Source organism: Actinoallomurus sp. NBC_01490 (genome assembly GCF_036227085.1).
Taxonomy (GTDB): Bacteria; Actinomycetota; Actinomycetes; order Streptosporangiales; family Streptosporangiaceae; genus Actinoallomurus; species Actinoallomurus oryzae.
In genome coordinates, this window is record NZ_CP109433.1 from 8,286,014 (window position 1) to 8,308,667 (window position 22,654).

20 protein-coding genes are annotated in these 22,654 nt (G+C 71.4%); 3 read left to right on the top strand and 17 right to left on the bottom strand.

Annotated features, from left to right (window positions below; genetic code table 11):
* Positions 1–9: 9 nt before the first annotated feature.
* Together OG417_RS38165 and OG417_RS38170 are read right to left on the bottom strand one after the other, a co-directional pair.
* Positions 10–1,638 (bottom strand): SMI1/KNR4 family protein, encoded by a 1,629-nt coding sequence (locus tag OG417_RS38165; RefSeq protein WP_329239690.1) that lies wholly within the window; start codon positions 1,636–1,638, stop codon positions 10–12.
* 452 nt (positions 1,639–2,090) lie between these two features.
* A complete protein-coding gene (locus OG417_RS38170; RefSeq protein WP_329239693.1) occupies positions 2,091–2,564 on the bottom strand; it encodes a DUF2867 domain-containing protein in 474 nt (157 codons plus the stop codon).
* Positions 2,565–2,643: 79 nt separating this feature from the next.
* Here OG417_RS38170 and OG417_RS38175 point away from each other — a divergent pair, with 79 nt between their 5' ends.
* Positions 2,644–3,228 carry a TetR/AcrR family transcriptional regulator gene (locus tag OG417_RS38175; RefSeq protein ID WP_329239696.1) on the top strand — a complete coding sequence of 195 codons (585 nt, stop codon included), beginning with the start codon at positions 2,644–2,646 and terminating at the stop codon, positions 3,226–3,228.
* Positions 3,229–3,317: 89 nt separating this feature from the next.
* On the opposite strand, the gene OG417_RS38180 is transcribed toward OG417_RS38175, so the two are convergent.
* The 12 genes from OG417_RS38180 to OG417_RS38235 form a co-directional block, all read right to left on the bottom strand.
* Positions 3,318–5,021: a glycoside hydrolase family 6 protein gene (locus OG417_RS38180; protein ID WP_329239699.1), complete on the bottom strand. Its 1,704-nt coding sequence runs from the start codon at positions 5,019–5,021 to the stop codon at positions 3,318–3,320.
* A gap of 64 nt (positions 5,022–5,085) precedes the next feature.
* Complete coding sequence (locus OG417_RS38185) at positions 5,086–6,183, bottom strand: GH12 family glycosyl hydrolase domain-containing protein (RefSeq protein ID WP_329239703.1); 1,098 nt, start codon at positions 6,181–6,183, stop codon at positions 5,086–5,088.
* A 70-nt stretch (positions 6,184–6,253) separates the two neighbouring features.
* Positions 6,254–9,175, bottom strand: coding sequence for a glycoside hydrolase family 48 protein (locus OG417_RS38190; RefSeq protein WP_329239707.1), 2,922 nt, complete (start codon positions 9,173–9,175; stop codon positions 6,254–6,256).
* A gap of 42 nt (positions 9,176–9,217) precedes the next feature.
* On the bottom strand, positions 9,218–10,222 hold the full coding sequence (locus OG417_RS38195) for a LacI family DNA-binding transcriptional regulator (protein ID WP_329239709.1): 1,005 nt from the start codon (positions 10,220–10,222) through the stop codon (positions 9,218–9,220).
* Between the two features lie 324 nt (positions 10,223–10,546).
* Positions 10,547–11,200, bottom strand: a complete 654-nt coding sequence (locus OG417_RS38200) for a TenA family protein (RefSeq protein WP_329239710.1) — start codon at positions 11,198–11,200, stop codon at positions 10,547–10,549.
* Between the two features lie 35 nt (positions 11,201–11,235).
* Complete coding sequence (locus OG417_RS38205) at positions 11,236–11,982, bottom strand: glutamine amidotransferase (protein ID WP_329239711.1); 747 nt, start codon at positions 11,980–11,982, stop codon at positions 11,236–11,238.
* 108 nt (positions 11,983–12,090) lie between these two features.
* Positions 12,091–13,125 (bottom strand): phosphotriesterase family protein, encoded by a 1,035-nt coding sequence (locus OG417_RS38210; RefSeq protein WP_329239712.1) that lies wholly within the window; start codon positions 13,123–13,125, stop codon positions 12,091–12,093.
* On the bottom strand, positions 13,122–14,132 hold the full coding sequence (locus tag OG417_RS38215) for an ABC transporter permease (protein WP_329239715.1): 1,011 nt from the start codon (positions 14,130–14,132) through the stop codon (positions 13,122–13,124). Before OG417_RS38215 ends, OG417_RS38210 begins: the two co-directional genes overlap by 4 nt.
* A gap of 1 nt (position 14,133) precedes the next feature.
* On the bottom strand, positions 14,134–14,880 hold the full coding sequence (locus OG417_RS38220) for an ATP-binding cassette domain-containing protein (protein WP_329239717.1): 747 nt from the start codon (positions 14,878–14,880) through the stop codon (positions 14,134–14,136).
* Positions 14,880–15,890 (bottom strand): substrate-binding domain-containing protein, encoded by a 1,011-nt coding sequence (locus tag OG417_RS38225; RefSeq protein WP_329239719.1) that lies wholly within the window; start codon positions 15,888–15,890, stop codon positions 14,880–14,882. The genes OG417_RS38220 and OG417_RS38225 overlap by 1 nt, the downstream gene beginning before the upstream one ends.
* Positions 15,890–16,828, bottom strand: coding sequence for a carbohydrate kinase family protein (locus OG417_RS38230; protein ID WP_329239721.1), 939 nt, complete (start codon positions 16,826–16,828; stop codon positions 15,890–15,892). The genes OG417_RS38225 and OG417_RS38230 overlap by 1 nt, the downstream gene beginning before the upstream one ends.
* Positions 16,825–17,712 carry a BtpA/SgcQ family protein gene (locus OG417_RS38235; RefSeq protein ID WP_329239722.1) on the bottom strand — a complete coding sequence of 296 codons (888 nt, stop codon included), beginning with the start codon at positions 17,710–17,712 and terminating at the stop codon, positions 16,825–16,827. The genes OG417_RS38230 and OG417_RS38235 overlap by 4 nt, the downstream gene beginning before the upstream one ends.
* A gap of 141 nt (positions 17,713–17,853) precedes the next feature.
* Between OG417_RS38235 and OG417_RS38240 the strand changes: the two genes are divergently transcribed.
* Both OG417_RS38240 and OG417_RS38245 read left to right on the top strand, forming a co-directional pair.
* Positions 17,854–18,885, top strand: coding sequence for a LacI family DNA-binding transcriptional regulator (locus tag OG417_RS38240; RefSeq protein ID WP_329239724.1), 1,032 nt, complete (start codon positions 17,854–17,856; stop codon positions 18,883–18,885).
* 48 nt (positions 18,886–18,933) lie between these two features.
* Positions 18,934–20,061, top strand: a complete 1,128-nt coding sequence (locus tag OG417_RS38245; protein WP_329239726.1) for a M20 family metallopeptidase — start codon at positions 18,934–18,936, stop codon at positions 20,059–20,061.
* A 16-nt stretch (positions 20,062–20,077) separates the two neighbouring features.
* Here the strand turns inward: OG417_RS38245 and OG417_RS38250 are convergent, their stop codons facing one another.
* From OG417_RS38250 to OG417_RS38260, 3 genes are all read right to left on the bottom strand, one after another.
* Positions 20,078–20,965 carry a class I SAM-dependent methyltransferase gene (locus OG417_RS38250; protein WP_329239727.1) on the bottom strand — a complete coding sequence of 296 codons (888 nt, stop codon included), beginning with the start codon at positions 20,963–20,965 and terminating at the stop codon, positions 20,078–20,080.
* Positions 20,966–21,069: 104 nt separating this feature from the next.
* Positions 21,070–21,585, bottom strand: coding sequence for an EF-hand domain-containing protein (locus tag OG417_RS38255; protein WP_329239729.1), 516 nt, complete (start codon positions 21,583–21,585; stop codon positions 21,070–21,072).
* Positions 21,586–21,651: 66 nt separating this feature from the next.
* Entirely contained in the window at positions 21,652–22,617 is a 966-nt protein-coding gene (locus tag OG417_RS38260) for a LysR family transcriptional regulator (protein WP_329239730.1), read from the bottom strand.
* Positions 22,618–22,654 lie beyond the last annotated feature (37 nt).

Genomic DNA, 22,654 nt, shown 5'->3' on the forward strand with positions numbered 1-22,654 from the left:
CCGACCTGCTTAGTTCAGGTCCCCCTCGTGGAACTCGCCGTCGGCCCCGAACTGCTCTATCCAGGCGTGCGTTTCGCGCGGCGACGCGACACCGCCCAGGGCGACGGCCGGGAGCGATGGCCCCTTGGCCCGCTCCCGCAGCTCCTGCCACTGCTCGTACCGGAGACAGAGATGGGCCAGCCCGTCGAGCCCCGCGGTCACCTCGATGCCGTGGACCTCGGCACGGGAGAGGTCGAGGCCGCGGAGCCGCGGGAAGGTGAGCAGTACGTACGGGTCGACGGGGCGCTCCGAGACGAGCGTGAGGGCGCGCAGCGTCGGGTGACCCGCCAGCGGTGCCAGGTCGACCGGTTCGCCGGCGGCCGATTCGCGGCCGGTCGGCGCCGGTTCGGATGAGCCGAGGGTGAGCCGGAGTGCCTCGATCGGAGCCTCACGCAAGGATGCGAGGTCGCGGTGGAGATCGCTATCGGGGAGTATCGCTCGACGCGTCGTGTCGCTGACGGTGGCGGGGCGCTTGCGCGGCAGCCCCGTCTCGACGCGCAAGTAGAGGCGGAGGTCCCCGCGATCCATGCCCTCCTGGTCCAGGTACCGGTCGAGCAGGTCGGGGTCGAGGTCCTCCGGGTCCAGACCGTCGAAGTCCTGGGCGTTGTCGAGGCCTGCGAAGTCCGAGGCGTTGAGATCGTTGGTGCGGAGGGTGTAGTCGCCGCGCCGGAGCGCGTCGACGTGGTGTCTCAGCAGTGTGGTGACGGAGTCGGCGACGTAGAACGCCCCGTGGTCTCGGTCGAGACGGATGATCTGCCCGGGCCGCCCGGCGGGGCCGGGGTCCAGGTCGACGGCGAGGAAGTCGCCTCCGGTGTTCGTGGCGAACCTGAACCATCCGTCGCGGTGCACCGACCGCCGCACCGCTCCCGGCGGATCGGAGTCGGGGGCCGTCGACCACAGCGGGTCGTCCGTCCACTTCAGCGTGGGAACCCAGAAGTGGGACTGGTCGAGCGTGCGCGCCAGTGCGAACCAGGTCTGGTTCTCGAAGAGCATGTCCTCGTCGTACCCGCCGTCGGCCTCGCCGTAGAGGGCCACCAGATCGGGCGGCAGCGCGACGTCGTGCTCCTGCAGGAGCCGCGCCCGTGAGGCCGCGCTCAGCGGCGGGCTCAGGTAGCCCTCGTGTCCGAGGATCCCAGCGCGCAGGCGAAGGTACTCACGGAACAGCCGGACGGCCTCGTTCGGATCGCCCGCGTACGTCGGGTCCTCGGGCCCTTCTTGTTCGTCGCCCGGCTCGGGCGGGCGATTTTCCGGGTCGAGCACGAGAAGCAGCCGGTCGGATGCGGAGAACGTGCGCTCGACCGCCGGGCTGGTGCAGGCTTCGTAACGGCCGGACGCCTCGACGACGAGCTCGATGCCGAGCCGGCCCGGTGCCACCTTGCCGAAGTAGAACGCCCAGTACGTATCGCCGACGACGTCCACGCCCATGCCGACCGTCCGGCCGTCGGACAGCTCGTACCAGCCGGCGTACTGGGAGGACCGGGATCTGCTTCCCGCAGCGCTCACCCGCCCGCGCCGCCATCCCTCCGGTGCGGCTTCGGCCACCTTGTGCGCAAGGCGTTCGAGAAGCTGGGCAAGACTGATCTGCCGTCGACGAGTCATGGGAGGCTTTCTAACAGCCGTCGGTGACAACCGACGGCTGTTGCTCTGATATTGCGCCTCGCACTCGCGGTTCTTCCACCTGTGAGAGGCACCCCTACCAGGCTCCCGCCGGCTCAAAGCGACCCTCACAACCCGCAAGCCCCGCACGCGCGGCGGGCGGGAACGCTCCCGGCGTCCCCGCCCGCGGCGTGCCCTCAGGAGAGCGGTGGGTAGGCGTTCCGCACGAGCTGGTGGAACTGGGCGGAGAACCAGTGGCCGGACAGCGGGGCGTCCGGCAGCGCGCCGCTCGGGCTGTTGCCGTCGCCTCGTACGACGGGCCCAGGACCTCAACGCCTACCGCCCACGCGGCGACGAGTCCGCCTGGGACGCCGCCGCCCACCGCGTCGGCCTGTCGTGGTGACCGCCGGCCGGTCGTCATCGCCCCCGGCCGGCGCCCCGAGCCGTAGAACCGTTCACGGTCGCGCGGCGGCGGGCGACGTGCGGAGACCGCCGAGACGGTGGAGAGCCGAGATCATCATTGCCCGGGTCACCGTGTCATGGAGCAGCCGCACCGGGGCGAAGTACAGCTTGCCGCGCCACCCCTTGAGCCGCACCGCGGTGGTCACGTGAACCAGGCCGGGCGTGATGCGGACCGTGGCGACGAAGCGCAGGTGCCGGTCGTCCGTGTCGATGACCGCCTCGCCGTCGACGACCCGGTCGACCGCGAGCATCGCCGGATCCCCCGGGGGAAGGCGCAGCAGCTTCGCGGCGACCTCACGCCCCGCGAACAGCGCCTTGACCCACGCCGGCAGCGCGGGGACGGAGAAGATCTCTCGCGCCCACCGCTCGGCGGTGTGGTCCGCGGCGTTCGCCGCCGACACGGTCGTGGTGGCGGCGAAGTCGGGCCGCGGGATGAGTGTGAAGGCGACGAGGCCGGTGGGTTCCATTCGGTTGCTCTCCATACGCTAGGGTATGGTTCCTGACCATACGCCCCGGTATGGTGCTTCGCCACCGATGGGAGCGACCGTGAGCGGAAGACGTAGCCGGGAGGACTGGATCGCCGCAGGGCTCCACGCGCTCCTGAACGAAGGGCCGGACGCCGTGGCGGTGCAGCCGATCGCGCGGAGCCTCGGCGCGACGAAGGGGTCGTTCTACTGGCACTTCGATTCACGCGACGATCTGTTGCGGGCCGTGCTGGCGCGATGGGAGACCGTCGCGACCCACGATGTGATCGCCGAGCTCGAGGCTTCGGAGGCCGCCCCGGAGGAGAAGGTGCGGAGGCTGTTCGCGGCCGTGACGGCGGGCAGCGCGCGGCACCCCGGACAACTCCTACTGCTCGGAGGCGTGCACCACCCCGACGTCGCGGCGGCCGTCGAACGCACCACCGAACGTCGCATCGGCTACGTCGCGCGGCTGCTCGGCGAGACCGGTGTGCCGCCCACCGTCGCCGTACGGCGTGCCACTCTCGCCTACGCCGCCTACCTGGGGCACGCCCAGCTCCTGCGCACGACGCCCGGCGTCCTCCCGTCGAAGGCCGAAGAACGCGGCAAGCTCATCGAGGAGATGACGGCCATCGTCCTCGTCAAGGACGCGCACCGGAAGAACCGCTGAGCGCGTCGTGGAATCACGCCGGGCACGCCCGGCCGTTCCGTCCCGCGAAGGGCGGGGACGCCCTCGGCGTCCCCGCCCGCCGCGTGTCCTCAGGAGAGTGGCGGGTAGGCGTTCTGCACGAGCTGGTGGAACTGGGCGGAGAACCAGTGACCGGACAGCGGGGCGTCCGGCAGCGCGCCGCTCGGGTTGTTGCCGTTGCGGACGTTGCCGCCGTAGTTCGGGTCGCACATCTGGTCGAAGCCCTTGCCCTCGTCATTGGGGATGGACTTGCTGGCGCCGTCGGACTCGCCCGGCGGCTTCACCCACGCGTACGCGTCGAAGCCGGCGGCCGGGGCCGCGGTCGGGCGGGCGCCGAGCCCCGCGCCGGCCTGGTTGCACCAGTCGCCGACGTGCGGCCGGCGGTCGACACGCTCGGCGTCGACCTGCGTGTTGATGTCACTGGCCGAGCTCGGGCCGGTCGGGCGGCTCGAACCGCCCCAGCCGTTGCGGGACGTGTCGATGACCATGCCGATGCCGGAGGGGAAACCGTCGGAGATGAGCTGCTGACGGAACGCCGCCCCGAAGGTCGACTCGTCGACGTAGTAGTTCCAGTCCACCCACTTCGACTGGCGGGTCTGGTCGTTGACCGGCAGGTACGGCTCGGTGGTGGGCGAGTAGTTGGCGGTGTTGATGACGAAGCCGTCGACGCTGTTCACCCCGGCCGTCGTGCCGCGGGCGACGGTGGCGAACAGCTGCGCGGCCGGACCGAAGTTGCTGTCCCAGCCGAGCCAGCCGTGGTGCGCCGCGTCGAGGTAGGTGTAGACGTTGCTGATCGCGTGCAGCTTGTTCAGGGCGTACTGGACGCCCTTCACGTAGTTGCCGTTCTGCTGCATGGTCTGGCACGCGGTGGTCGCGGTGTTGCCGCTGACGTTGGTGACCAGGTTGGGCAGCGAGTCCGGCTCGATGTAGGTAACGATCTTCAGGTTCGCGTACTTCGAGTCGGCCATGATCGAGGCGATCGGGTCGATGTAGTCGCTCTGGTAGCGGCTGAGCTCCGTCGGGCCGAGTTCGCCGTTGGAGGCCAGCGCCGCGCAGTCGCGGCCGGGCAGGTCGTAGATGACGAACTGCGCGTAGCTCGCGCCCTGCGCCAGGGCGGCGTCGAGGTGGGCGCGCAGGCCCATCCCGCCGTTCACCCCGTTGATCGCCGCGATGCGGTCGAGCCACACCGCCGTCGGCTGGTTCGCCACCGCGGAACCGCCGTCGCCCGAGGCCTCGGCGGACCACTCCGGGTTCACGTACCCCTTGCCACCGGTGAACGGGTTGTCGGCGTGGTCGCCGTTGCCCGGCGGGGGCTCGGTCGGGCCACCGCCGTCACCGCCGCCTGAGGTGGAGCCGTCGCAGGTCACGCCGTTCAGCTTGAACGACGTGGGCGCGACGTTCGTGCCGGAGTAGGAGCCGTTGAAGCCCAGCGACGTCGAGGCGTTCGTGCCCAGGCCGCCGTTGTAGGAGGCGTTCTTGACCGTGACGTGCTTCCCGGACTGGGAGAAGGTGCCGCTCCAGCCCTGGGTGACCTGCTGGTTACCGGCGAAGTCCCACTCCAGCGTCCAGGAGGTGAGCGGATCGCCGAGGTTGGTGATGCTCAGGGCGGCGGTGAAGCCGCCACCCCAGTCGTTGGTGGTGTAGCCGACCGTACAGCCGGTCGCCGCGTGCGCCGACCCGGCGGCGACGAGCGTCGAGGCGAGACCGAGCGTGAGGGCGGCCAGCCCCACCGCTGCCGACCGGCCCGCGCGCGGGCGATGGACGTGGACATTCATGCGGATGCGTCCTCCTCGGGACTCTGGCGGAAGTACCCCGGGGGTGGGTCCCCCGGGGAGGGACTCAGGCGGGTGTGCAGGTGAGCGAGGGCGTGTCGGCGGCGGACCCGGTGCCCTGGAAGCCGAACGTCGTGGCCGCTCCCGGGGCGAGGGCGCCGTTGTAGGAGGCGTTGACCGCGTGCGCCGACCGGCCGCTCTGGGTGACGGTGGCGTTCCAGGCGTTCTGTACGGTCTGGCCGGCGGGGAACGTCCAGTCCGCGGACCAGCCGGTCAGCGTGCGATCGCCGGTGTTCGTGACGGTCACCGTGGCGGTGAAGCCGTCGGGCCAGGCGTTGTCCACGCGCAGGTCCGCGGTGCACGCGGCGCCGGATGGCGGAGGCGGCGTCTCTTCGCCGCCGCCCACGGTGACGGCGAAGGACCCGGTGGCCAGCCCCGCGCCGCCCTGCCAGATCTCGAACCCGGCCTCGGCGTCGATGAAGTACCAGGAGTTCTGGATGTAGCCGCGCGTCACCGCGTCACGGGTGAACGCGCGCAGGTCCAGGCCGCTCACCGCCGTGGTGCCGGACGTGCGGACGTACGCGACGTAGTTCCAGTTCATGCGGGAGTACCAGACGTCCCACGTGGCGCCGCCGATGGACACGCCGGAGGCGATACGGGACCCGGCGGGCTGGACGCCGCCGCGGCTGTTCAGCCAGATCATCAGCTCGGCGCCGTCCGGGTCGGTCGTGGTGGCCGGCGCGGTGTCGTACCAGAGGTCGTAGGCCACGTCGTACGTGCCGGAGGCCGGCTGGACGGTGCTCCAGTCGCTCGTCACCGCGGGCATCGAGCCGACCTGGACCGGCAGGCCGCCGCCGGTGGTGCACAGGCCCCAGTGGCAGCCCTTGAACAGGGACGGGTACGACGCGGGCGCACCGTTCGTGGGGTTCGCGTGACCGGAGGAGTCGACGGTGAACGACGTGCCGGAGACGCTGATGCACTGCGGGGTGGTCGCGCCCCACACGTTGTTCTGCGCGATGTACTCACCGCCGTTCACCGCGACGGTCTGCGTCGCGCCGCAGAGTTGCGTGGCCGCGCGGGCGGGACGGGCGACCGGTATGAGGGCGAGCAGGAGGAACAGCGTGCCTAAGACGGTGAGGGCGGCACGGGTTCGGGCGGATTCCATGGTGGCACCTCGCGGAGGTGGGGCCCCGGGGACGCGGGAAGCGCTCCCTCGCGTCCCCGGGACCGGCTTGTCACTGGTCGAAGAGCTGCCCGTACGTCGCCATCGCCATGGCGATGTCGGACTGGGCCCAGAAGCGGTGGTAGTTGAACGTCGGGGCGGCCCCGCCGTTCAGGTAGCTCTGCACCTTCGACCAGGCGGGATCCTGCTTGTACCAGGACCGGATGGACAGGAACGTCGAGCTGGAGTTGATCGGGTCGCCGTTCGGCATCGTCCCGGTCCAGCCCTGCGGCACGTACACGCCGTCATGGTTCGGGTTGGACGTGCTGTAGGCCTGCGTGAAGCGGTTGTAGTCGGTCCTGGTCTCCGGCACCGAGATGCCGATCCCGTCCTGGTCGTTCGTCCACATGTCATCCAAAAGGGTCTTGGCCGTGGACTTCGCCGTCGCGTCACCGGACTTGGCGCCGTAGTAGGACAGCGTCTTGGCGTACGCCGCGGCCACGCCGACGTCGTTCGTGTAGTCGGCGATCGTGACGTGCAGGCCGGCGTTCGCGCCGGGGCTCGACGCGTTCCAGGTGTCCGGCTGGCCGCTCCAGTGCAGGGTGGAGGGGATCTGGAAGGTCCCGTCCGGGTTCAGCGTGGTGTTGGCCGTGGCCCACGCGACCCACTTGTCCAGCAGCGTCTTGGCCGTCGTGTCGCCGGTGACGTAGTAGTACTCGGCGACGCGCTCCATCGACCACGCCTGGAAGCCGAACCACTGGTTGCTCGGCGGATCGTGGTAGACCGGCTGCCAGTCGTAGGCCATGCCGTAGAAGGTGGAGTCGCCGGCGGGCGGGGTGCCGTACGCTCCGCCCCAGCTGTTCGTCGCGCCGCCGGCGATCGCGCCCTCGGCGGACTGCAGCCACCGGTAGAACTCCAGCTGCCGCTGCAGGCTCTTCTTCCAGTCGTCCACGCCGGTGGCCGACTTCGGCTGCATCGCGGTGTCGTTGGCCAGCGCGTACGCCGCGAGCGGGTTCTGGTAGCCCGAGTGGGACGCGCCGTCGCCGATGCGCCAGGCCCAGCCGGCGTTGGAGTCGGTCGCGCCGCCCCAGGCGTAGTACCAGGAGAGCAGGTAGTGCTCGCTGTCCTTGCCGGTGCCGGCCGGGCAGCTCGGGCTCGTGCAGTTCCCGATCTTCTTGAAGTACTTGTCGAAGAACGAGTAGCGCAGGTAGTCGCCCATCTTCCCGGCCTTGGCCACGGTCGCGGACACGTCCGCGCTCTTGCCCTGCGCCTTGGCCCACGTGTCGGCCCAGTACGCCGCCTGGATGGCCCGCGCGTCGGCGTCCGGCGCGTCGGTGTACTTCCACTGCTTGGCGTACGAGGAGTCGCCCACGAACAGGTCCAGGTAGCCGTTCTTGCCACCGTAGGCGAACTTGTCACAGGTCGGCTGCGGGATGGTCTCCCACACCGACTCCTGGGCTCCGCGCTGGTAGGTGTTGATGAAGGACGGCGCGTTGGTCGACGGCCCGTTCTCACAGCCGCCGCCGGGGGTGTCGCCGTAGCCGTAGACGTTGTCGACGTCCTCCAGCCAGTGCATGCCGTAGATGTCGTCGGTGCCGTACGCGGACTTCAGCTCCGCGGCGATGGGGTCCTGCCCGGAGGTCACGCCGGAGTCGAGCTGCGCGGGGTACTGGTCGGGCAGGTCGTGCTCGGGGGCGTACGTCGCGGGCTTGCTCGCGTTGTAGAAGGAGTTGGTCGGCTGGTCCGCGTGCGAGGGGATCATGTACTTCTCCATCAGCGCCCACGCGGCATTGAACTTGCTCCAGTCGCCGGTGACCTTGCCGTACACCGCCTGCATCCAGATCAGGTAGCTGTACGCCTCGGAGGTGGTCTCATGACCCTGGTCCGGCGCCTCGACCATCAGCGTCTCCACCGAGTGGTACGGGATGCCCTCCTTGCTGAAGTAGCCGTTCGCCGGGTCGGTGATCTTGTTGTAGAGGGTGAGGAACCGGTCCTCGTACGCCCCGTTGGACTTGGTCTCGGTGACCGTGACCGTGGCGGGGTCGTAGCCGGTGGCCTTCGCGGTGAACACCGCCGCGCCGGTGCCGGAGTCGTCCGCGCTGACCGTGACGTTCTGCGCGGTGGACCAGTTCGCCGGGGTGAAGGTCAGCGTGCCGCCGCCGGAGACCGACAGCCCGGTGTTCCCGCTGGTGCGGGTGACGGTGACCGTGACGTTGCCGGACGGCTGCCCGGACAGCTTCACGCCGAACGTCCCGCTCTTGCCCTGCTGGACCGCCAGGGCCGCCGGGCTCGCGACGACCGCGGGCCCGCTCACGACGTGCACGCCGACGGGCGTCGACTCGGCCGTGGCTCCCTGGCTGTCGTACGCCTTGGCGTACAGCGAGTGGTCACCGGCCGGCACGGACGTCCAGTCGAACGCGTACGGCGCGGAGGTGTCGGTGCCGAGCAGCGTGGTGTCGTCGTAGAACTCGACCTTGCTGATCGACGCGCCGTCGGCCGCCGCCGCGGTGGCGGCCAGCGGAACCGTCGCGCCCGCGGAGTAGGTCGCGCCCGCGGCGGGGCTGGTCAGCGTGACGGTGGGCGCCTGGTGCGCGCCGGTGCACGTCGTGCCGTTGAGGGAGAACGACGTGGGGTCGGCGTTCGTGCCGCTGTAGGTGAAGTTGGCGCCGAGGCTGACGCTCGCGTTCGTGGCGAGCGTGCCGTTCCAGCTCAGGTTGGCGACGGTGACGTCCTTGCCGGACTGGGACCAATCGCCGCTCCAGCCCTGGGTGAGCTTCTGGCTCCCGGCGTAGGAGTACTTCAGCGTCCAGCCGTTGATCGCCGGGCCGAGGTTGGTCAGCGTGAGGTTCGCGGTGAAGCCGGACCCCCAGTCGTTGACCGTGTAGTCGACCTTGCACTGGACGTCGGCGGCGCGCGCGCTCTGCCCGGCGACGAGCGCGCCGGACAGGAGCGACAGGGCGACCAGTAATGATCGCCATCGGGGGTGTCTTCTCATGTGTTCCTCCTGGCGGGGGGGCTGATCGACGGGAGGGGGCCGTTACGCGGAATCGCGGATGATGAGTTCGGTGTCGAGGACGACGTTGCGGCCGGGAGCGCCGGCGATCCGGGCCAGGAGCTCGCGCGCCATCCGGGCGCCCAGCTCTTCGAGGGGGCAGCGGACGGTGGTGAGCCTCGGCCGTACGCGACCGGCGATCGGCGCGTCGTCGAACCCGACCACCGCGACGTCGTGGGGGATGCGCCGGCCGGTGCGCCGCAGCGCGCGCAGGGCGCCGACGGCCATCTGGTCCGAGGCGGCGAGCACCGCGTCGATGTCCGGGCGCCGGTCGAGCAGCTTGTTCATCGCGTGCTCCCCCGACGCCTGGCGAAGGTCTCCGTAGGCGATGAGGCCCGGTGTCGCGACGCCGATCTCGGCCATCGCCGCCCGGTAGCCGTCGAGCCGGTCGATGCCCGTGGCCCGGTCGGGCGGCCCGGCGATCGTCCCGATCGTCCGGCGGCCGGAGCGGACGAGGTAGTCGACCGCCGCTCGCGCGCCGCCGCGGTCGTCCACGCCGACGTACGGCAGCGGGGAGAGCCCGAGGGGACGGCCGCACAGCAGCACCGGGACACCGGCCTGGCGGAGCGGTACGCAGGGCACGTCGTACGCGCTGACCAGCAGGACACCGTCGGCCCCGCCTCCGCGCAGGTAGCGCGGCACCGTCGACCAGTGGGCCGTCCGGCCGGCGACCATCACGACCAGCTCGCGCTCGTCGCCGAGCGCGCGCCGCACGCCGCCGAGGAGCCGGGCGAAGGTGCCGTCGCTGAACACCCGGCCGTCGTCCTCGCAGATCACTAACGCGATCGATCGGCCGTGCGGCGCGGCGCGGTTACGTACGTAGCCGAGCCGGTCGATGGCGCGTTCGACCTGGGTTCGGGCGCGATGGCTGACACGGGCGCTGCCGTTGATGACACGCGAGACGGTCGCGGGTGAGACGCCGGCGAGCGCGGCGACGTCGGCGAGTGTCGGCGTCCCGGCCACCTCGGCGGGTGTGGCGGTCTCCGTCAAGGCGAGGACTCCCTTCAAGCACGGGGCTCAGCTGGCGGGCGTGGGAGCGCTCCCACACCATCCAAGCCATGGGAGTCCTTGTCAACAGGGAGATTTCCGGTGGGTTAACCCGCTGTAACCCGGCACGCGCCGGACACCCGCCCGAGCAGGACCGACGCGCACCACTCCCGGTGACCGCGACATGAAAGGAGCTGAAAGAAGCGACCCGGGGCGTGCCGGTGAGGCTCGCCCCCGGCGGCAGGGGACGGTCGGCCGGCAGCTCGTCCCGGCATTCGGCCCCCGCTTCTCCGGCCGCCGCTCGCCCCGACCGGCCGCTCCGCTCTCTCAGCGGTACACCGCGTCGTGGAAGGCGATCTCGGCCTCCAGCATCCCGGTGAACCAGCGGTCGACGCGTTCGTCCGGGAGGTCGGCGGGCAGCGCGTCGACCTGGGCCGCCAGGGCCGCCACGCCCGCGCGGAACTCCGCGCCGGCGTGCAGGGACACCCAGTCGGCGATCGGCCCGGCCGGGACGTCGCCCCGCTCGTGCGCGCGGGTGCACCAGGCGGAGTACAGGCTCTCCGCGGCGAACAGCACGGTCATCACCGCCGGATACCCGCCCTCGCGCGCGGCGGCCAGCGCGAACTCCGACAGCACGGCCGCCCGCCCGGCCACGTCCGGCCGGGCCGGAACGGGCCAGGCGGCGCGGGCCGCGCGGAAGTAGTCCGCCTGTTCGGTCGTCAGCGCGTGCACCGCCCGCGCGTTGCGTTCCAGCGCCGTACGGTCCGGGGCGTCCCACACGGCCAGGCCGTGCAGGCGGGTGGCCGTCTCGACGAAGGACTCCTCGATCGCCAGGTAGTCGGCGTAGGCCGTGTCGCCGATCGTCCCGGCGGTGACCTCTTCGACGAACCGCATGCCGAGCGCCCGTTCCATGGTCCCGGCGCACGCGTCGAGCAGCCGCGCGGATCGGCTCACCGGGCTCTGTCCGCTCCGCTCGCTCATGAGCCCTCCTTCGTCGGAGGAGAGACCAGGCGCGCTCATCCGGCGAGCCACTCGACGAGGCCGCCGAACACCATGGCGTAGCCGTCCCACTCCTCGCAGAACGGCGTGGGCGCCCAGTGCGGGGAGCAGTCGGAGGTGAACACCGCCGAACGCCCCGAGCCGTACCCGCCGACGGCGATCAGCGGGTCGGCTCCCAGCGTGGCCAGGACGTCCGCGCCGGGACGGGGGCGGACGCGGTTGTAGCCCAGAAGCAACGGCCAGTCGCCCTCGACGCCACCGAGCGCGGGGTGGCCCGGGCCGGTGACCTCCGGCTTCGCGCCCGCGGGCAGTTCGACGCGGTCGTCCTCGGGCAGCAGCTCGACCGGCAGCACCTCGTGCAGCACCGTGTTGCGGTACGCGGCCTTGGCCTCGAAACCGGTGAACGAGAGATAGCCGCCGACCATCAGCAGGCCGCCGCCGTCGCCCACCCAGCCGCGCAGCGCGTCGATCCGGTCGGCGCCCGGCCGTGCCCGCTCGAACACCTCGGGGGCGAGCTGCAGGGAGTTCGCGCCGATGTCGGAGAGCACGACCACGTCGTACTCGGCCAGCGCGGCGCCGTCGCCGGGGAACCGCGCGGGCACCAGGTGGGCGGGCAGGTGAACGACCTCGTGCCCGCGGCTCTCCAGCGCCCGGCGCAGCGGTTCGACGCCGACGACGTACGAGCTGGTGGTGAACGAGTCGACCCCCTTGATGTGGGTGGACTGGGTGATCCAGCTCTCGCCGGCGATCAGGACGCGGCTCACTGTGTACTCCTTCTTTCTCTCATGGCGACCGGTGCCCGGTCAGGAATTCCTCCTGCGTCGGAGGGCGTGACCACAGGGCCGTGTCTTCGATTCCCTCGCTGCGCTCGGTCATGACGCCGCCTGGTCGAACAGCCGGGCGGGGTTGGTCCGCAGGAGGCCTTCGGCGACCTCGGGGGCGACGCCGTGCTCGACCAGCCGGGGAACGAAGAGCGTGGGCACGTAGCCGAACCCGTTGCCGCCGTACGCGGTGAGCATGCTCTTGAGGAACACGTCGTGGCTGAGCAGGAGGCGCTCGCCGTGCCCGCGCCCGATGAGCCGCGCGATCGCACGCGCGGTCTCGTGCGGCGCCGGGGACTGCCCCTCCCCCGGATAGCGGAACGGCATCCCGATCATGTCGAACTCGAGCCAGACGCCACGGCCCGCGACGGCGTCCTGGTAGCCGGGGTCGTCGTGGGAGGGGTCCATGTGGCACAGCACGACGGCGCCGGGCGCCACCCCGTACTCCCCCAGGACGATGTCGAGGACCTCGTGCGCCCGGCGCTGCCAGCCGGGCAGGTGGACATAGAGCGGGACGCCGGTCTCGCGCTGGGCGCGCGCGGCGGCGCGCAACGCCGTGTGCTCGTCCTCGGTGAAGTCCGGCGACACCCCGATCTCGCCGATGACGCCCGGGGAGATCCCGGTGCCCTCGGCGCCGTCGGTGAACTCGGCCACCAGTTCCGCGGCGAGGCGGCGTTCCCCGGCCGACGACACGTGCGCCGGGTGGAACCGCTCCAGGTACCAGCCGGAGCCCATGACGATCCGCAGACCGCTGCGCTCGGCGAGCGACCGCAGCACCCTCGGGTCGCGGCCGAGGCCGCCCGGGGTGACGTCGACGACCGTGCCGCCCCCGGACGCGGCGAACGCCCGCAGGTCGGCCAGCATCGCGTCGGTGTCGTCCAGGACGCAGTGGTCGAGGCTGGCGTACGGCTGCTCGCGCAGCAGCCAGGCCAGGTCCGGGGTGGTCCGGGCCTCGCGCAGGAAGCCCAGCCGCGGGTCGTCCGGCTCCGTGACCGCCTTCCGTACGTCGTTGCACAGGTGCTCGTGGGTGAGGGTGAGGCCGAGCTCCTTGCTGGGGACGGGCCCGGTCACCGTGGTCACGTTCATGATCTACGGGTCAGGTGGGCGAACAGGTCGGCGAGGGAACGGCCCCGCAGGTTGATCCAGATCGCGACGAGCAGCACCAGGCCGGTCACGATCGGGGTGAGGAACGGGCTCACGCCGAGCAGGGTCAGGCCGTTGGCGATCACGCCGGTGATGACCGCGCCGATGATGGTGCCGACCATCGTGCCCCGGCCGCCGAACAGATCGGTGCCGCCGAGCACGACCGCGGCGATCACGGTGAGCTCGAAGCCCTGCCCGGAGTTGGCCGAGCCGGAGCCCAGCCGCGCCGCGGTGAGCAGGCCCGCCACTCCGGCGGCGAGGCCGGTCAGCATCAACGTGATCATCTTGATCCGGTCGGTGTTCACCCCGGCGCGGCGCACCGACTCCTCCTGGGAACCGATGCCGTTGACGTAGTTGCCGAACCGCATCTTGGACAGCAGCACGCCCCCGAGGACGACCGTGACCAGCGCGATCCAGGCCAGCGCGGAGAAGCCGAGGAACTTGGCGTCACCGATCTTGGCGACGAACAGCCGCCGGTCGATCGGCACGGAGAAGCCCTGCGTCCACAGCTGGGCGATGCCCCGGATCACCGACATGGTGGCGAGGGTGACGATGAAGGGCGGGATCTTCTGGTGTGCCGACAGCCAGCCGTTGATCGCGCCCCAGAGGAGCCCGGCCACCAGCGCGGCGACGATCACGATGGAGGAGTCCCATCCGGCGCGCAGCATCTCGGCGGTGCCGGTGGCCACGAACGCGACCGTCGAGCCCACCGACAGGTCGATCTGGCCGGTGGTGATCACGAAGGTCATGGCGACCGCGACGATCAGGGTGATCGCCACCTGGGTGGCCAGGTTGGAGATGTTGCCGAAGGTCAGGAAGTTCGGGGCGGCGATCCCGAAGGCGAGGAACAGCACCACGGTGACGCCGAGCATGGCCAGGGTCGCCTTGTTGGCGCGTTCCCACCAGCTGGGCGTCTCGGCGAGCACGGTGGGCGCGGTCTCTGCGGTCATGTCACGCCGCCTCCTCTGCGTCGGAACGGGTGATCATGGCGACGAGGCGTTCGATGTCCAGCGCGGACACCGGCTCGTCCTCGACGCTGCGGCCCTCGTACATCACGGTGATGCGGTCGCAGACCTCGAACAGGTCCTGCAGGCGGTGGGTGATCAGGATGACGCCGACGCCCTGGGCGGCGACGTCGCGGATCATCCTGAGGACCTGCCGGACCTCCGCGACCGCGAGCGCCGCGGTCGGCTCGTCCAGGATCAGCACGCGCGGCTGGAACGAGACGGCCCGCGCGATCGCCACCGCCTGCCGCTGCCCGCCGGAGAGCCGGCCGATCTCCTGGTACGTCGACTTCACGCGGACGTGCAGCTCCGACAGGGTCTCGGCGGCCTTCTCGTGCATCGCCCGCCGGTCGATGAACGGGCCCTTGCGCGGCTCGCGGCCCAGGAAGAGGTTGCTCGCGACGTCGAGGGTGTCGCAGAGGGCGAGGTCCTGGTAGACGATCCCGATGCGTTCGCGCCGCGCGTCGGCGGGGCTGGCGAAGCGGACGTCGCGGCCGTCGATGGTGATCTGGCCGGAGTCGTGCTGGATGGCCCCGGCCAGGACCTTCATCAGCGTCGACTTCCCGGCGCCGTTGTCGCCGACCAGGCCGAGCACCTCTCCGGCGGCGAGGGTGAGGTCGACGCCCCGCAGGGACTGGACCGCGCCGAACGACTTGGTGATCCCTCTCAGGGTGACCAGCGAGGTATCGCTCATCACTTCTCCAGGTAATAGAGGTAGTTCTTGACGTTGGCCGGGGTGACGATCTGGGTCGGCACCGGGATGTCCTTGGCCACGGTCCGGTGGCAGGCCAGGCCGATCGCCGCGTTCATCGCGTCGTAGCCGAACTGGAAGGTGTTCTGCTGTACGACGCCGAGGATCCAGCCGGCCCGCAGCCCGTCCACCGCCTGCGACGACAGGTCCCACCCGACGACCTTGAGGTCCTTGGTGCGCTGCTGGCTGACGACGGCGGCGGCCAGGCCGATGAGGGCGGGCTCGCCGGTGGCGTAGGCGTACTTCAGGTCGGGGGCGCCGGTGAGCAGGTTCTCGGCCGCGGTCTGGGCGTTCTCCTGGATGTTGCGCCCGTCGACCACGTTCTTGATCTTCATGCCCTTGGCGGTGACCTCGTCGGTGAAGCCCTTCTGCCGCTCGTTCTGGATGGTGCTGTTGAGCGCGCCGACCACGCCGATGTCGCCCCGGCCACCGGTGATCTTGAGCAGTGCGTCGCCGAGCTGTTTCCCGCCCTCGGCGTTGGCCGTGCCGACCTGGGTGGCGACGGCCGGGTCGTCCACGGTGGCGTCCACGGCGACGACCGGGACTCCGGCCGCCTTCGCCCGCCGGATCGCGGGCTTGATGCCCTCGGTGTCGATCGCGTCCACGATGATCGCGTCGTAGTGGTTGGTCACCAGGTCGTCGATCGCGTTGGCCTGGGTGGAGGAGTCGTCGTTGCCGTTGACGATCTGCACCTGCGCGCCGGCCTTGCGCGCGACCGTCTGCGCGCCGGTGTTGATCTGGTTGAAGAACAGCGCCTGGAGGTTGATCGGGACGATGCCGATCTTGGGCTGATGACCCTGGATCCGGCACGACTGGACGATCTTCGCGGGCGGGGGCGGACCCTGCTCGGTGGCCCTCTTCTCCGCGGCGATCTCCCGCCTCGCCGCCGTGTCACACCCGATGGTCGTCAGCAGCAGGCCGATCGAGACCACGGCCGTCACCGTACGTCGCATCATCTCTCCTCTCCCTGGGAGTGGACTGGCTGGGATCGGACCGCCGTCTGGCGGCCGGGGAGCGTTCGGAGATAGGCGCCGACCGCCTCGCGCCGGGGCATTCCGTCGCGGGCGCCGGGCCGGGTGCACGACAGGCCGGCGGCGACGGCGGCGAAGCGCGCCGCGTCCAGCGGTGCGGTGCCCCGGTCCAGCTCCGCGCAGTAGGTGCCGGCGAAGCAGTCGCCGGCGCCCGTGGCGTCCACGGTGTCCACCTTGATCGCCTCGCCGTCGTGGCGTTCGCCGGTGGGCGTCAGCAGGGTCCAGCCGCGGGGACCGTCGGTGACCATCAGGTATACCTGGTGTTCGATAGCCGCTCTGACCAGCGCTTTGTCGTCGCCGACGCACTCGGTGAGCTGCGCGCGGCCACCGATCGCGTGGTCGGCGGCCGACAGGGCGGCGCGCATCGCCTCCGGCCCGGAGCAGCCGTCGAGGTCCACGACCACGCGCGGCCGTCCCGGCCGGGCCGCCAGCGCGTCGGCCGCCGCGGGGAATCGGTAGCCGTCCAGGTAGAGCCAGTCCGCGCCCGCCTCGCGGGCGGTGCGTACGACCTCGGCGACGTGAGCGGCGTCGAGCGCGTCGTCCTGGCTGATGATGGAGCGCTCGCCGTCCGGGGTGAGCAGGACGACCGCGGTGGTGAGCTCGGCCGTACGGGCCGTCCAGTCCGTTCCGACCCCCTCGGCCGCGAGCGTCCGGAGGAACGCCGTGCTGAGCGCGTCGTCGCCGACCACGCCCGCGAACCGCGCGTCGGCGCCCATCCGGGCCGCCGCCACCGACGCGTTGGCCGCCATCCCGCCCTCGCCGTACGAGACCCCCGTGGCCTGCACCCGGGCGCCGGGCCCCGGCAGCACCGGGACGCGTACGGTCAGGTCGGTGTTGGCGTAGCCACAGAAGACGATCACGGAAGGACCACGCCCGCCTTGGCCGCCGCGGCGGTCAGCTCGCGGACCTTGCCGGTGTCGACGCGGCCCCACCAGCGGCCGTTGTCCTTCACCGAGGACGCCACGATGACGCCGTCGCAGGCGGGCAGCAGCCCGCCGATGTTGCCGGCGGTGATGCCGGAACCGATCACGACCGGGAGCGTGGTGTGCGCGGCGATGCCCTCGACCTCGTCCAGTGCGGCGGCGTCACCGGTCCGCGACCCGGTGGCGATCAGCACGTCGGCGTCGAAGAACTCGGCGTCCTCGGTCTGCTCGGCCAGCGTACGGTCGGCGACGATCGCGTGGGAGCCGTGCTTGACGTGCACGTCGGCGAAGACCTTGACGGGGCCCGCGCCGATCCGGCTGCGATAGCGGGTGGCGTGCGCCGACTGGCCCTCGATGATGCCCTCGTTGGCGACATAGGCGTTGGCCCACTGGTTGACCCGGACGAAGCCGGCGCCGCCGGACCAGGCGGAGGCGATCGAGCACTCGGCGGCGTTGGACAGGACGCTGACGCCCAGCCGGCCGCCGGCGCTCTCCAGGGTCGCGTGCCGTACGCGGTCGGTCACCACGGCCATCGCCGCCGCGGTCTCATAGCCGTGCTCCCCCGGCTTGAGGAACGGGATGTCCCAGTGGTTCTCCACGATGAGCCCGTGGCAGCCGCCCTCCAGGTACGCCCGAGCCTCCTCGATCGCGAAGACGGAGATCTCATCGAGCGGGGTGCCCTGATACTCCGGGCTGCCGGGCAGCGGAGGCAGGTGGATCACGCCGATGACGACCTTCGAGGTGCCGAACAGCTCCTCGATCGCGTTCGGCTTGGGAGGGAACACGCCCAGCGTCTGCTCGCTCCCGGCCGCCCTCACCATTGTCGCCTCCTGTGTAATCGATTGCAGTGAAGATGCGTTGAACCGTAAGGGTGTAATCGCAGGCCGTCAAGGGTCTAGACTCAGCCAAGTCGCTGGCTACGGAAACGCTCACGCTTCCGGACGGTTCGGAAAGGTAAACGATTGCAGCGCGTCACGATCGCCCAGGTCTCCGAGCGCGCCGGGGTCTCCACGGCCACCGTGTCGCGGGTGCTCTCCGGCCGGGGCCCGGTGTCGGCCGCGGTGGAGCGCAGGGTCCGGCAGGCGGCCGAGGAGCTCGGTTACCAGGTCAACACCATCGCGCGGGCACTGCGCAACAGCCGGACCGACACCGTGGGCATGGTCGTGCCGAGCATCTCCAACCCGTTCTTCACCTCGCTGGTGGAGAGCGTCGAGCATGTGCTCGAACGCGAGGGCAAGGAGCTGTTCCTGTCCGACGCCCGTTCCGACCCGGCGATCGAGGCACGGCGGCTGGCGTCGCTCGCCGCGCGCAACGTCGACGGCATCATCGTCAGCCCGAGTCACGGCACCGAGAGCGGCCCCGCGGTGCAGAAGACCGCGGACCGGCTGCCGTTGGTCCAGCTCGACCGGTTCGTCGGCGGCACCAACACCGACTGGGTGGGCGTGGACGACGTCGCCGCGATGCGCCTGGTCATGGACCACCTGCACGAGGGCGGCGCGCGTTCGGCGGCCTTCGTCGGGTCCCTGCTGACCAACTCCTCGACCGAGCAGCGGTTCGCCGGGTTCCGGCGCCGCGCCGAAGAGCTGGGCATGAGCGTCGACCCCGACCAGGTGCTCCTCGGCGACTACAGCGTCGACTGGGGCGAGGCCGCCGCGGCGCGCATCGTCGACACCGGGCACCTGCCGGACGCCATCGTGTGCGCCGACGACCTGATCGCCCTGGGGGTCACGCGGGCCTGCCGCGCGCACGGCGTCTCGGTACCCGGCCAGGTCCAGGTGACCGGGTACGACAACATCGAGTTCTCCCGCCTCGGCGAACCCGCGCTGACGACGGTGGACCAGCCACGTGACCGCATCGCCGAGGAGGCCGTACGGCTGCTGGCCGCGGCGAGCCGGGCGGGGAGCGCCGGCCGTGGCCCGTCCGCCCACATCGCGCTCGTACCGACACTGGTGGTACGCGACAGCACAAGGGCCGGAGCGACGCCACGCCCGTGACGAGGCATCGGCGGTGACGGCGGACCAGTACTGATCAGGAGGCCGGAGATGGACGGATCAGCCGGGGCGACCGGACCGGACGCGCTCGATCTCGCGCGGCGGCTGGTGCGCATCGACACCCGGGGCGGCGGTGAGCGTCCGGCCGCGGACCTGGTCGCGGACGTGCTCGACGACGCGGGCTTCGACGTCCACGTCGACGAACCGCTGCCGGGGCGGGCCAACGTCGTCGCGCGCTTCGGGCCCGAGGCGCCCCGGACGCCGATCACGTTCACCGGTCACCTGGACACCGTGCCCGCCGACGAGTCCGGCTGGTCGTTCGATCCGATGAGCGGCGAGGTCCGCGACGGGCGCCTGCTCGGCCGGGGCGGCAGCGACATGAAGGCGGGCGTCGCCTGCCAGGTCGAGGCGGCCGTACGCGCCGCGCGGGAGCGCCCCGGCGACACGGCGGTGCAGCTGGTCTTCACCTTCGGTGAGGAGACCGGCTGCGACGGCGCCGCCCTGATCGACGCGGCGTCGCCGCTCCCCACCGACCTGCTGCTGGTCGCCGAGCCGACGGGCAATCGGCCCGTCCTCGGGCACAAGGGCACGCTCTGGCTCAAGGCGACCGCTCACGGGATCTCCGCGCACGGTTCCCGGCCGGAGCTGGGACGCAACGCGATCGCCGTGCTCGCCCGCGCCGCGTCGCGAATCCACGATCATCGAGGCTGGCCCTCGAGCCCGGCGTACGGGCACGCGACGGTGAACATCGGCACCTTCCACGCGGGCACCCAGCCCAACCTCGTACCCGACCGCGCCGAGATGCGCCTGGACATCCGCACCATCCCCGGCTTCGGCTCCGACGACGCGGTCGCCGAGATCACCCGTCTGTGCGGCGAGGACGTCGACCTCGAACGGCTGGTCGACCTGCCGGGCGTCGCCACCGACCCGGCGGACGTGGCGGAGATCATGGAACTTCTCGCCCCGGGCTCCTCGACGCGACCGCCGGAGTACGCGACCTACTTCACCGACGCGTCCGTGCTCACCGGCAGGCTCGGCGACCCCGCGGTCATCGTGTACGGCCCGGGCGACCCCGAACAGGCCCACGTCACCGACGAGACCTGCTCGGTCGCCGCCATCGCCGCGTCCGCCACCGCCTACCACCGCCTGCTCGCGAACGGCGGCGGTGCGGTGGCGTGAGGGCTCGACCGCGGGGTCACCGTCGGGGTCGGCCGGCGAACACCCACCGGTTGGCGGCGATCGCGTCGGGCCATCCCGGGTCGGGCTCGGGACCGCGCCCGTGGCGGCAGGTGAACTCGAACGCGGTGTGGACCGACGTGTGCCAGCCCCGGGCGGTCAGGTCACCGGCGGAGTCGGGGCGTGGCTCGAGGGGGAACATGGCGAGCAGGTCGATGCCGGTCCGCCGGGCCACCGCGTAGATGGGGCTCTCGCGGACGGCGGCCGACTCCGGGCTGAGCTTGATCTCGTACGCCAGGGCGCTTCCGGCCGCGCTCAGCCCGTGCACCGCCTCGATGAGGGCGCGTTCGGCGGCGTGGGGCAGGTAGAGCAGCAGCCCCTCGGCGAGCCAGACGGCCGGTGCGGCCGGGTCGAAGCCCGCGCGGGTCAGCGCCCCGGCCCATTCGAGGCGCAGGTCGGCCCCGATCGGTACGCGCTCGACCGTCGGCACGGCACCCAGCCCGTCGAGCACCTTGGCCTTGAAGGCGAGGACGCCCTCCTGGTCGAGTTCGAAGACCGTGCAGCCGGACGGCCAGTCGAGCCGGTACGCCCGCGTGTCCAGGCCGGCGCCGAGGAGCACGACCTGTCGGGTCCCCGCGCGCACGTGCCGCAGGATGAAGTCGTCGAGAACCCGCGTGCGCAGGCCGAAGTAACGCCCCAGCCGGCCCCACAGCGGATCGGCGTCGCCGTCCGGGACCTGCTGCGGGCGCACCGGCCAGTCGGCGGACGCCGGGGACGCGCGAACGAAGTGCTCGGCGTAGACGTCGCGCGCCAGGGCGTCGGGCCGGTGGGTCTCGATCGCCCACGCCGCGGCGACCATGAGGGCGGTCAGCCCGACGCCTTCTTCCACGCCGGTGTCTCCGGCCATGGGCTCTCCTCTCCGAACCCCGCCACACGGCCGGGCACGCCGGGCGCGCACGTCGAGCCGATGCCGTGCGGGCACCGACTCGACGTCGGCCTCCGAGACGCGTGTCAGACCAGTGTGTCGCCGACGGCGTGAGTGCCCCTGGCGAGGAAGTACTCCTCGATGGCGGTCCGCCACTCGCTCGTGGCGACCCGGCCGGTCGCCTGGGGATCGAACGCCCGGAAGAGGGCCTCGACGTTGTCCGCCGGGAACCCGACGGCTCGCATGCCCCGTACGAAGTCGGCGTGCTGGACGAAGCCGTCGTCGTCGCGGTCGCAGATCGCGGTCAGCGCGTCCGCGTAGGGCCGGACGTGGTCCTCGTACTCGGCGGGCTCGTGGACCCGAGCGTACTCCTCCCAGCTCAGCCTCCCGTCGCCGTCGCCGTCGAGGACGCCGACCAGGCCCTGCCAGTAGCGCCGGCAGCCCGCGTGCATCGCCTGGGCCTTGGGTGAGCCGTCCGCCACGTCCAGCGCCCGGACGATCCGGCGCCCGAGCCGGTCGAAGTCGTCCGCCTCCAGGTAGCCGTTGGCGTTCGTGTCGAGGGCGTCGAACGCGGCCTTGATGCGGTCCAGACGTGCATCCATCGGGGGAACCTCCAACGAGGAGAATGCGATGCGGACAGTAGCAGTCTAACTACATGTCGTGATCAATCAAGACCTTGACGAACCACTGGATGACGCCGCGACGGACCGGTGGAAGGTGGACAGGCCCACCGCGAAGTCACGGATCCGCGGGGGCACCGAGTCGCGGAGCCACGCGATGTAGAAGTCGAACGTCAACGGGGCGCCGGCGGCGTCGAGAACGTTGTGCCGTGGCAGGGTGAAGCCGCGCAGGTCGGCCGTGTCCCCGAAGACCGCCACGCCGAGTCCCGCCTCCGCCATGGCCGCGAGCGTCTGCCCGGCACTGCACTCGTAGACGATGTTCGGCTGGATGCCCGCGCGGTCCAGTGCCCGGAACAGCAGGTTGGTCGAGGGGAAGCTCTCCCCGTTCACCAGGAGCGGCTCGCCGGCCAGGTCGAGGACGCTCACCGGCTCGTCATGACGGGACATCGGATGGCCGGGCGGGAAGAGCGCGAGCAGGTGGGCGGTGATGACGTGCAGCGACTCGAACGCCGGCGACAGCGGTTCGGCCACGACCGCCACGTCGCAGCGTCCCTTCTCGAGGTGTGAGTGCAGGCGTCGCTCGCTGGCCTCGATGGCGGTCACGCGGATCTCCGGGTGACGTGGCATCCACTGCGCCAGGAACGGCGCCAGCAGCCGGCGGGCCGACGTGGCGGTCGCGCCGACCTGCAGGCTTCCCGAGCCGAGTTCGACCACGTCGCGCCGGAGGTCGGCGGCCGCGGTGAGCACTCGCCCGGCGCTCGCGAGCAGGGCTTCGCCGTGGCGGGTGAGCTGGACGCCGCGAGCGGCGCGGTGCAGCAGCTGCACGCCGAGCTGGGCCTCCAGCCGGGCAACCGAGCGGGACATCGTGGGCTGGGAGGTGAACATCTGGCTCGCCGCCGAGCGGAAGCTGCCGGCCTGCGCCACCGCGATGAACATCCGCAGATCGTCCAGGTTCGGCAGGTCGGGACCGTAGTCCCGGGGCTGCGCGAGTGATGCGGATATTGAATCGGTCACGCACAAAGTGTAGAACCGAGCGTTTATATGCAGGGTT

Bases quoted from the DNA above. Each gene is read 5' to 3' on its own strand.
- OG417_RS38165 (WP_329239690.1), bottom strand. From the start codon at position 1,638: ATGACTCGTCGACGGCAGATCAGTCTTGCCCAGCTTCTCGAACGCCTT.
- OG417_RS38170 (WP_329239693.1), bottom strand. From the start codon at position 2,564: ATGGAACCCACCGGCCTCGTCGCCTTCACACTCATCCCGCGGCCCGAC.
- OG417_RS38180 (WP_329239699.1), bottom strand. From the start codon at position 5,021: ATGAATGTCCACGTCCATCGCCCGCGCGCGGGCCGGTCGGCAGCGGTG.
- OG417_RS38185 (WP_329239703.1), bottom strand. From the start codon at position 6,183: ATGGAATCCGCCCGAACCCGTGCCGCCCTCACCGTCTTAGGCACGCTG.
- OG417_RS38190 (WP_329239707.1), bottom strand. From the start codon at position 9,175: ATGAGAAGACACCCCCGATGGCGATCATTACTGGTCGCCCTGTCGCTC.
- OG417_RS38200 (WP_329239710.1), bottom strand. From the start codon at position 11,200: ATGAGCGAGCGGAGCGGACAGAGCCCGGTGAGCCGATCCGCGCGGCTG.
- OG417_RS38210 (WP_329239712.1), bottom strand. From the start codon at position 13,125: ATGAACGTGACCACGGTGACCGGGCCCGTCCCCAGCAAGGAGCTCGGC.
- OG417_RS38215 (WP_329239715.1), bottom strand. From the start codon at position 14,132: ATGACCGCAGAGACCGCGCCCACCGTGCTCGCCGAGACGCCCAGCTGG.
- OG417_RS38220 (WP_329239717.1), bottom strand. From the start codon at position 14,880: ATGAGCGATACCTCGCTGGTCACCCTGAGAGGGATCACCAAGTCGTTC.
- OG417_RS38225 (WP_329239719.1), bottom strand. From the start codon at position 15,890: ATGCGACGTACGGTGACGGCCGTGGTCTCGATCGGCCTGCTGCTGACG.
- OG417_RS38235 (WP_329239722.1), bottom strand. From the start codon at position 17,712: ATGGTGAGGGCGGCCGGGAGCGAGCAGACGCTGGGCGTGTTCCCTCCC.
- OG417_RS38245 (WP_329239726.1), top strand. From the start codon at position 18,934: ATGGACGGATCAGCCGGGGCGACCGGACCGGACGCGCTCGATCTCGCG.
- OG417_RS38250 (WP_329239727.1), bottom strand. From the start codon at position 20,965: ATGGCCGGAGACACCGGCGTGGAAGAAGGCGTCGGGCTGACCGCCCTC.
- OG417_RS38255 (WP_329239729.1), bottom strand. From the start codon at position 21,585: ATGGATGCACGTCTGGACCGCATCAAGGCCGCGTTCGACGCCCTCGAC.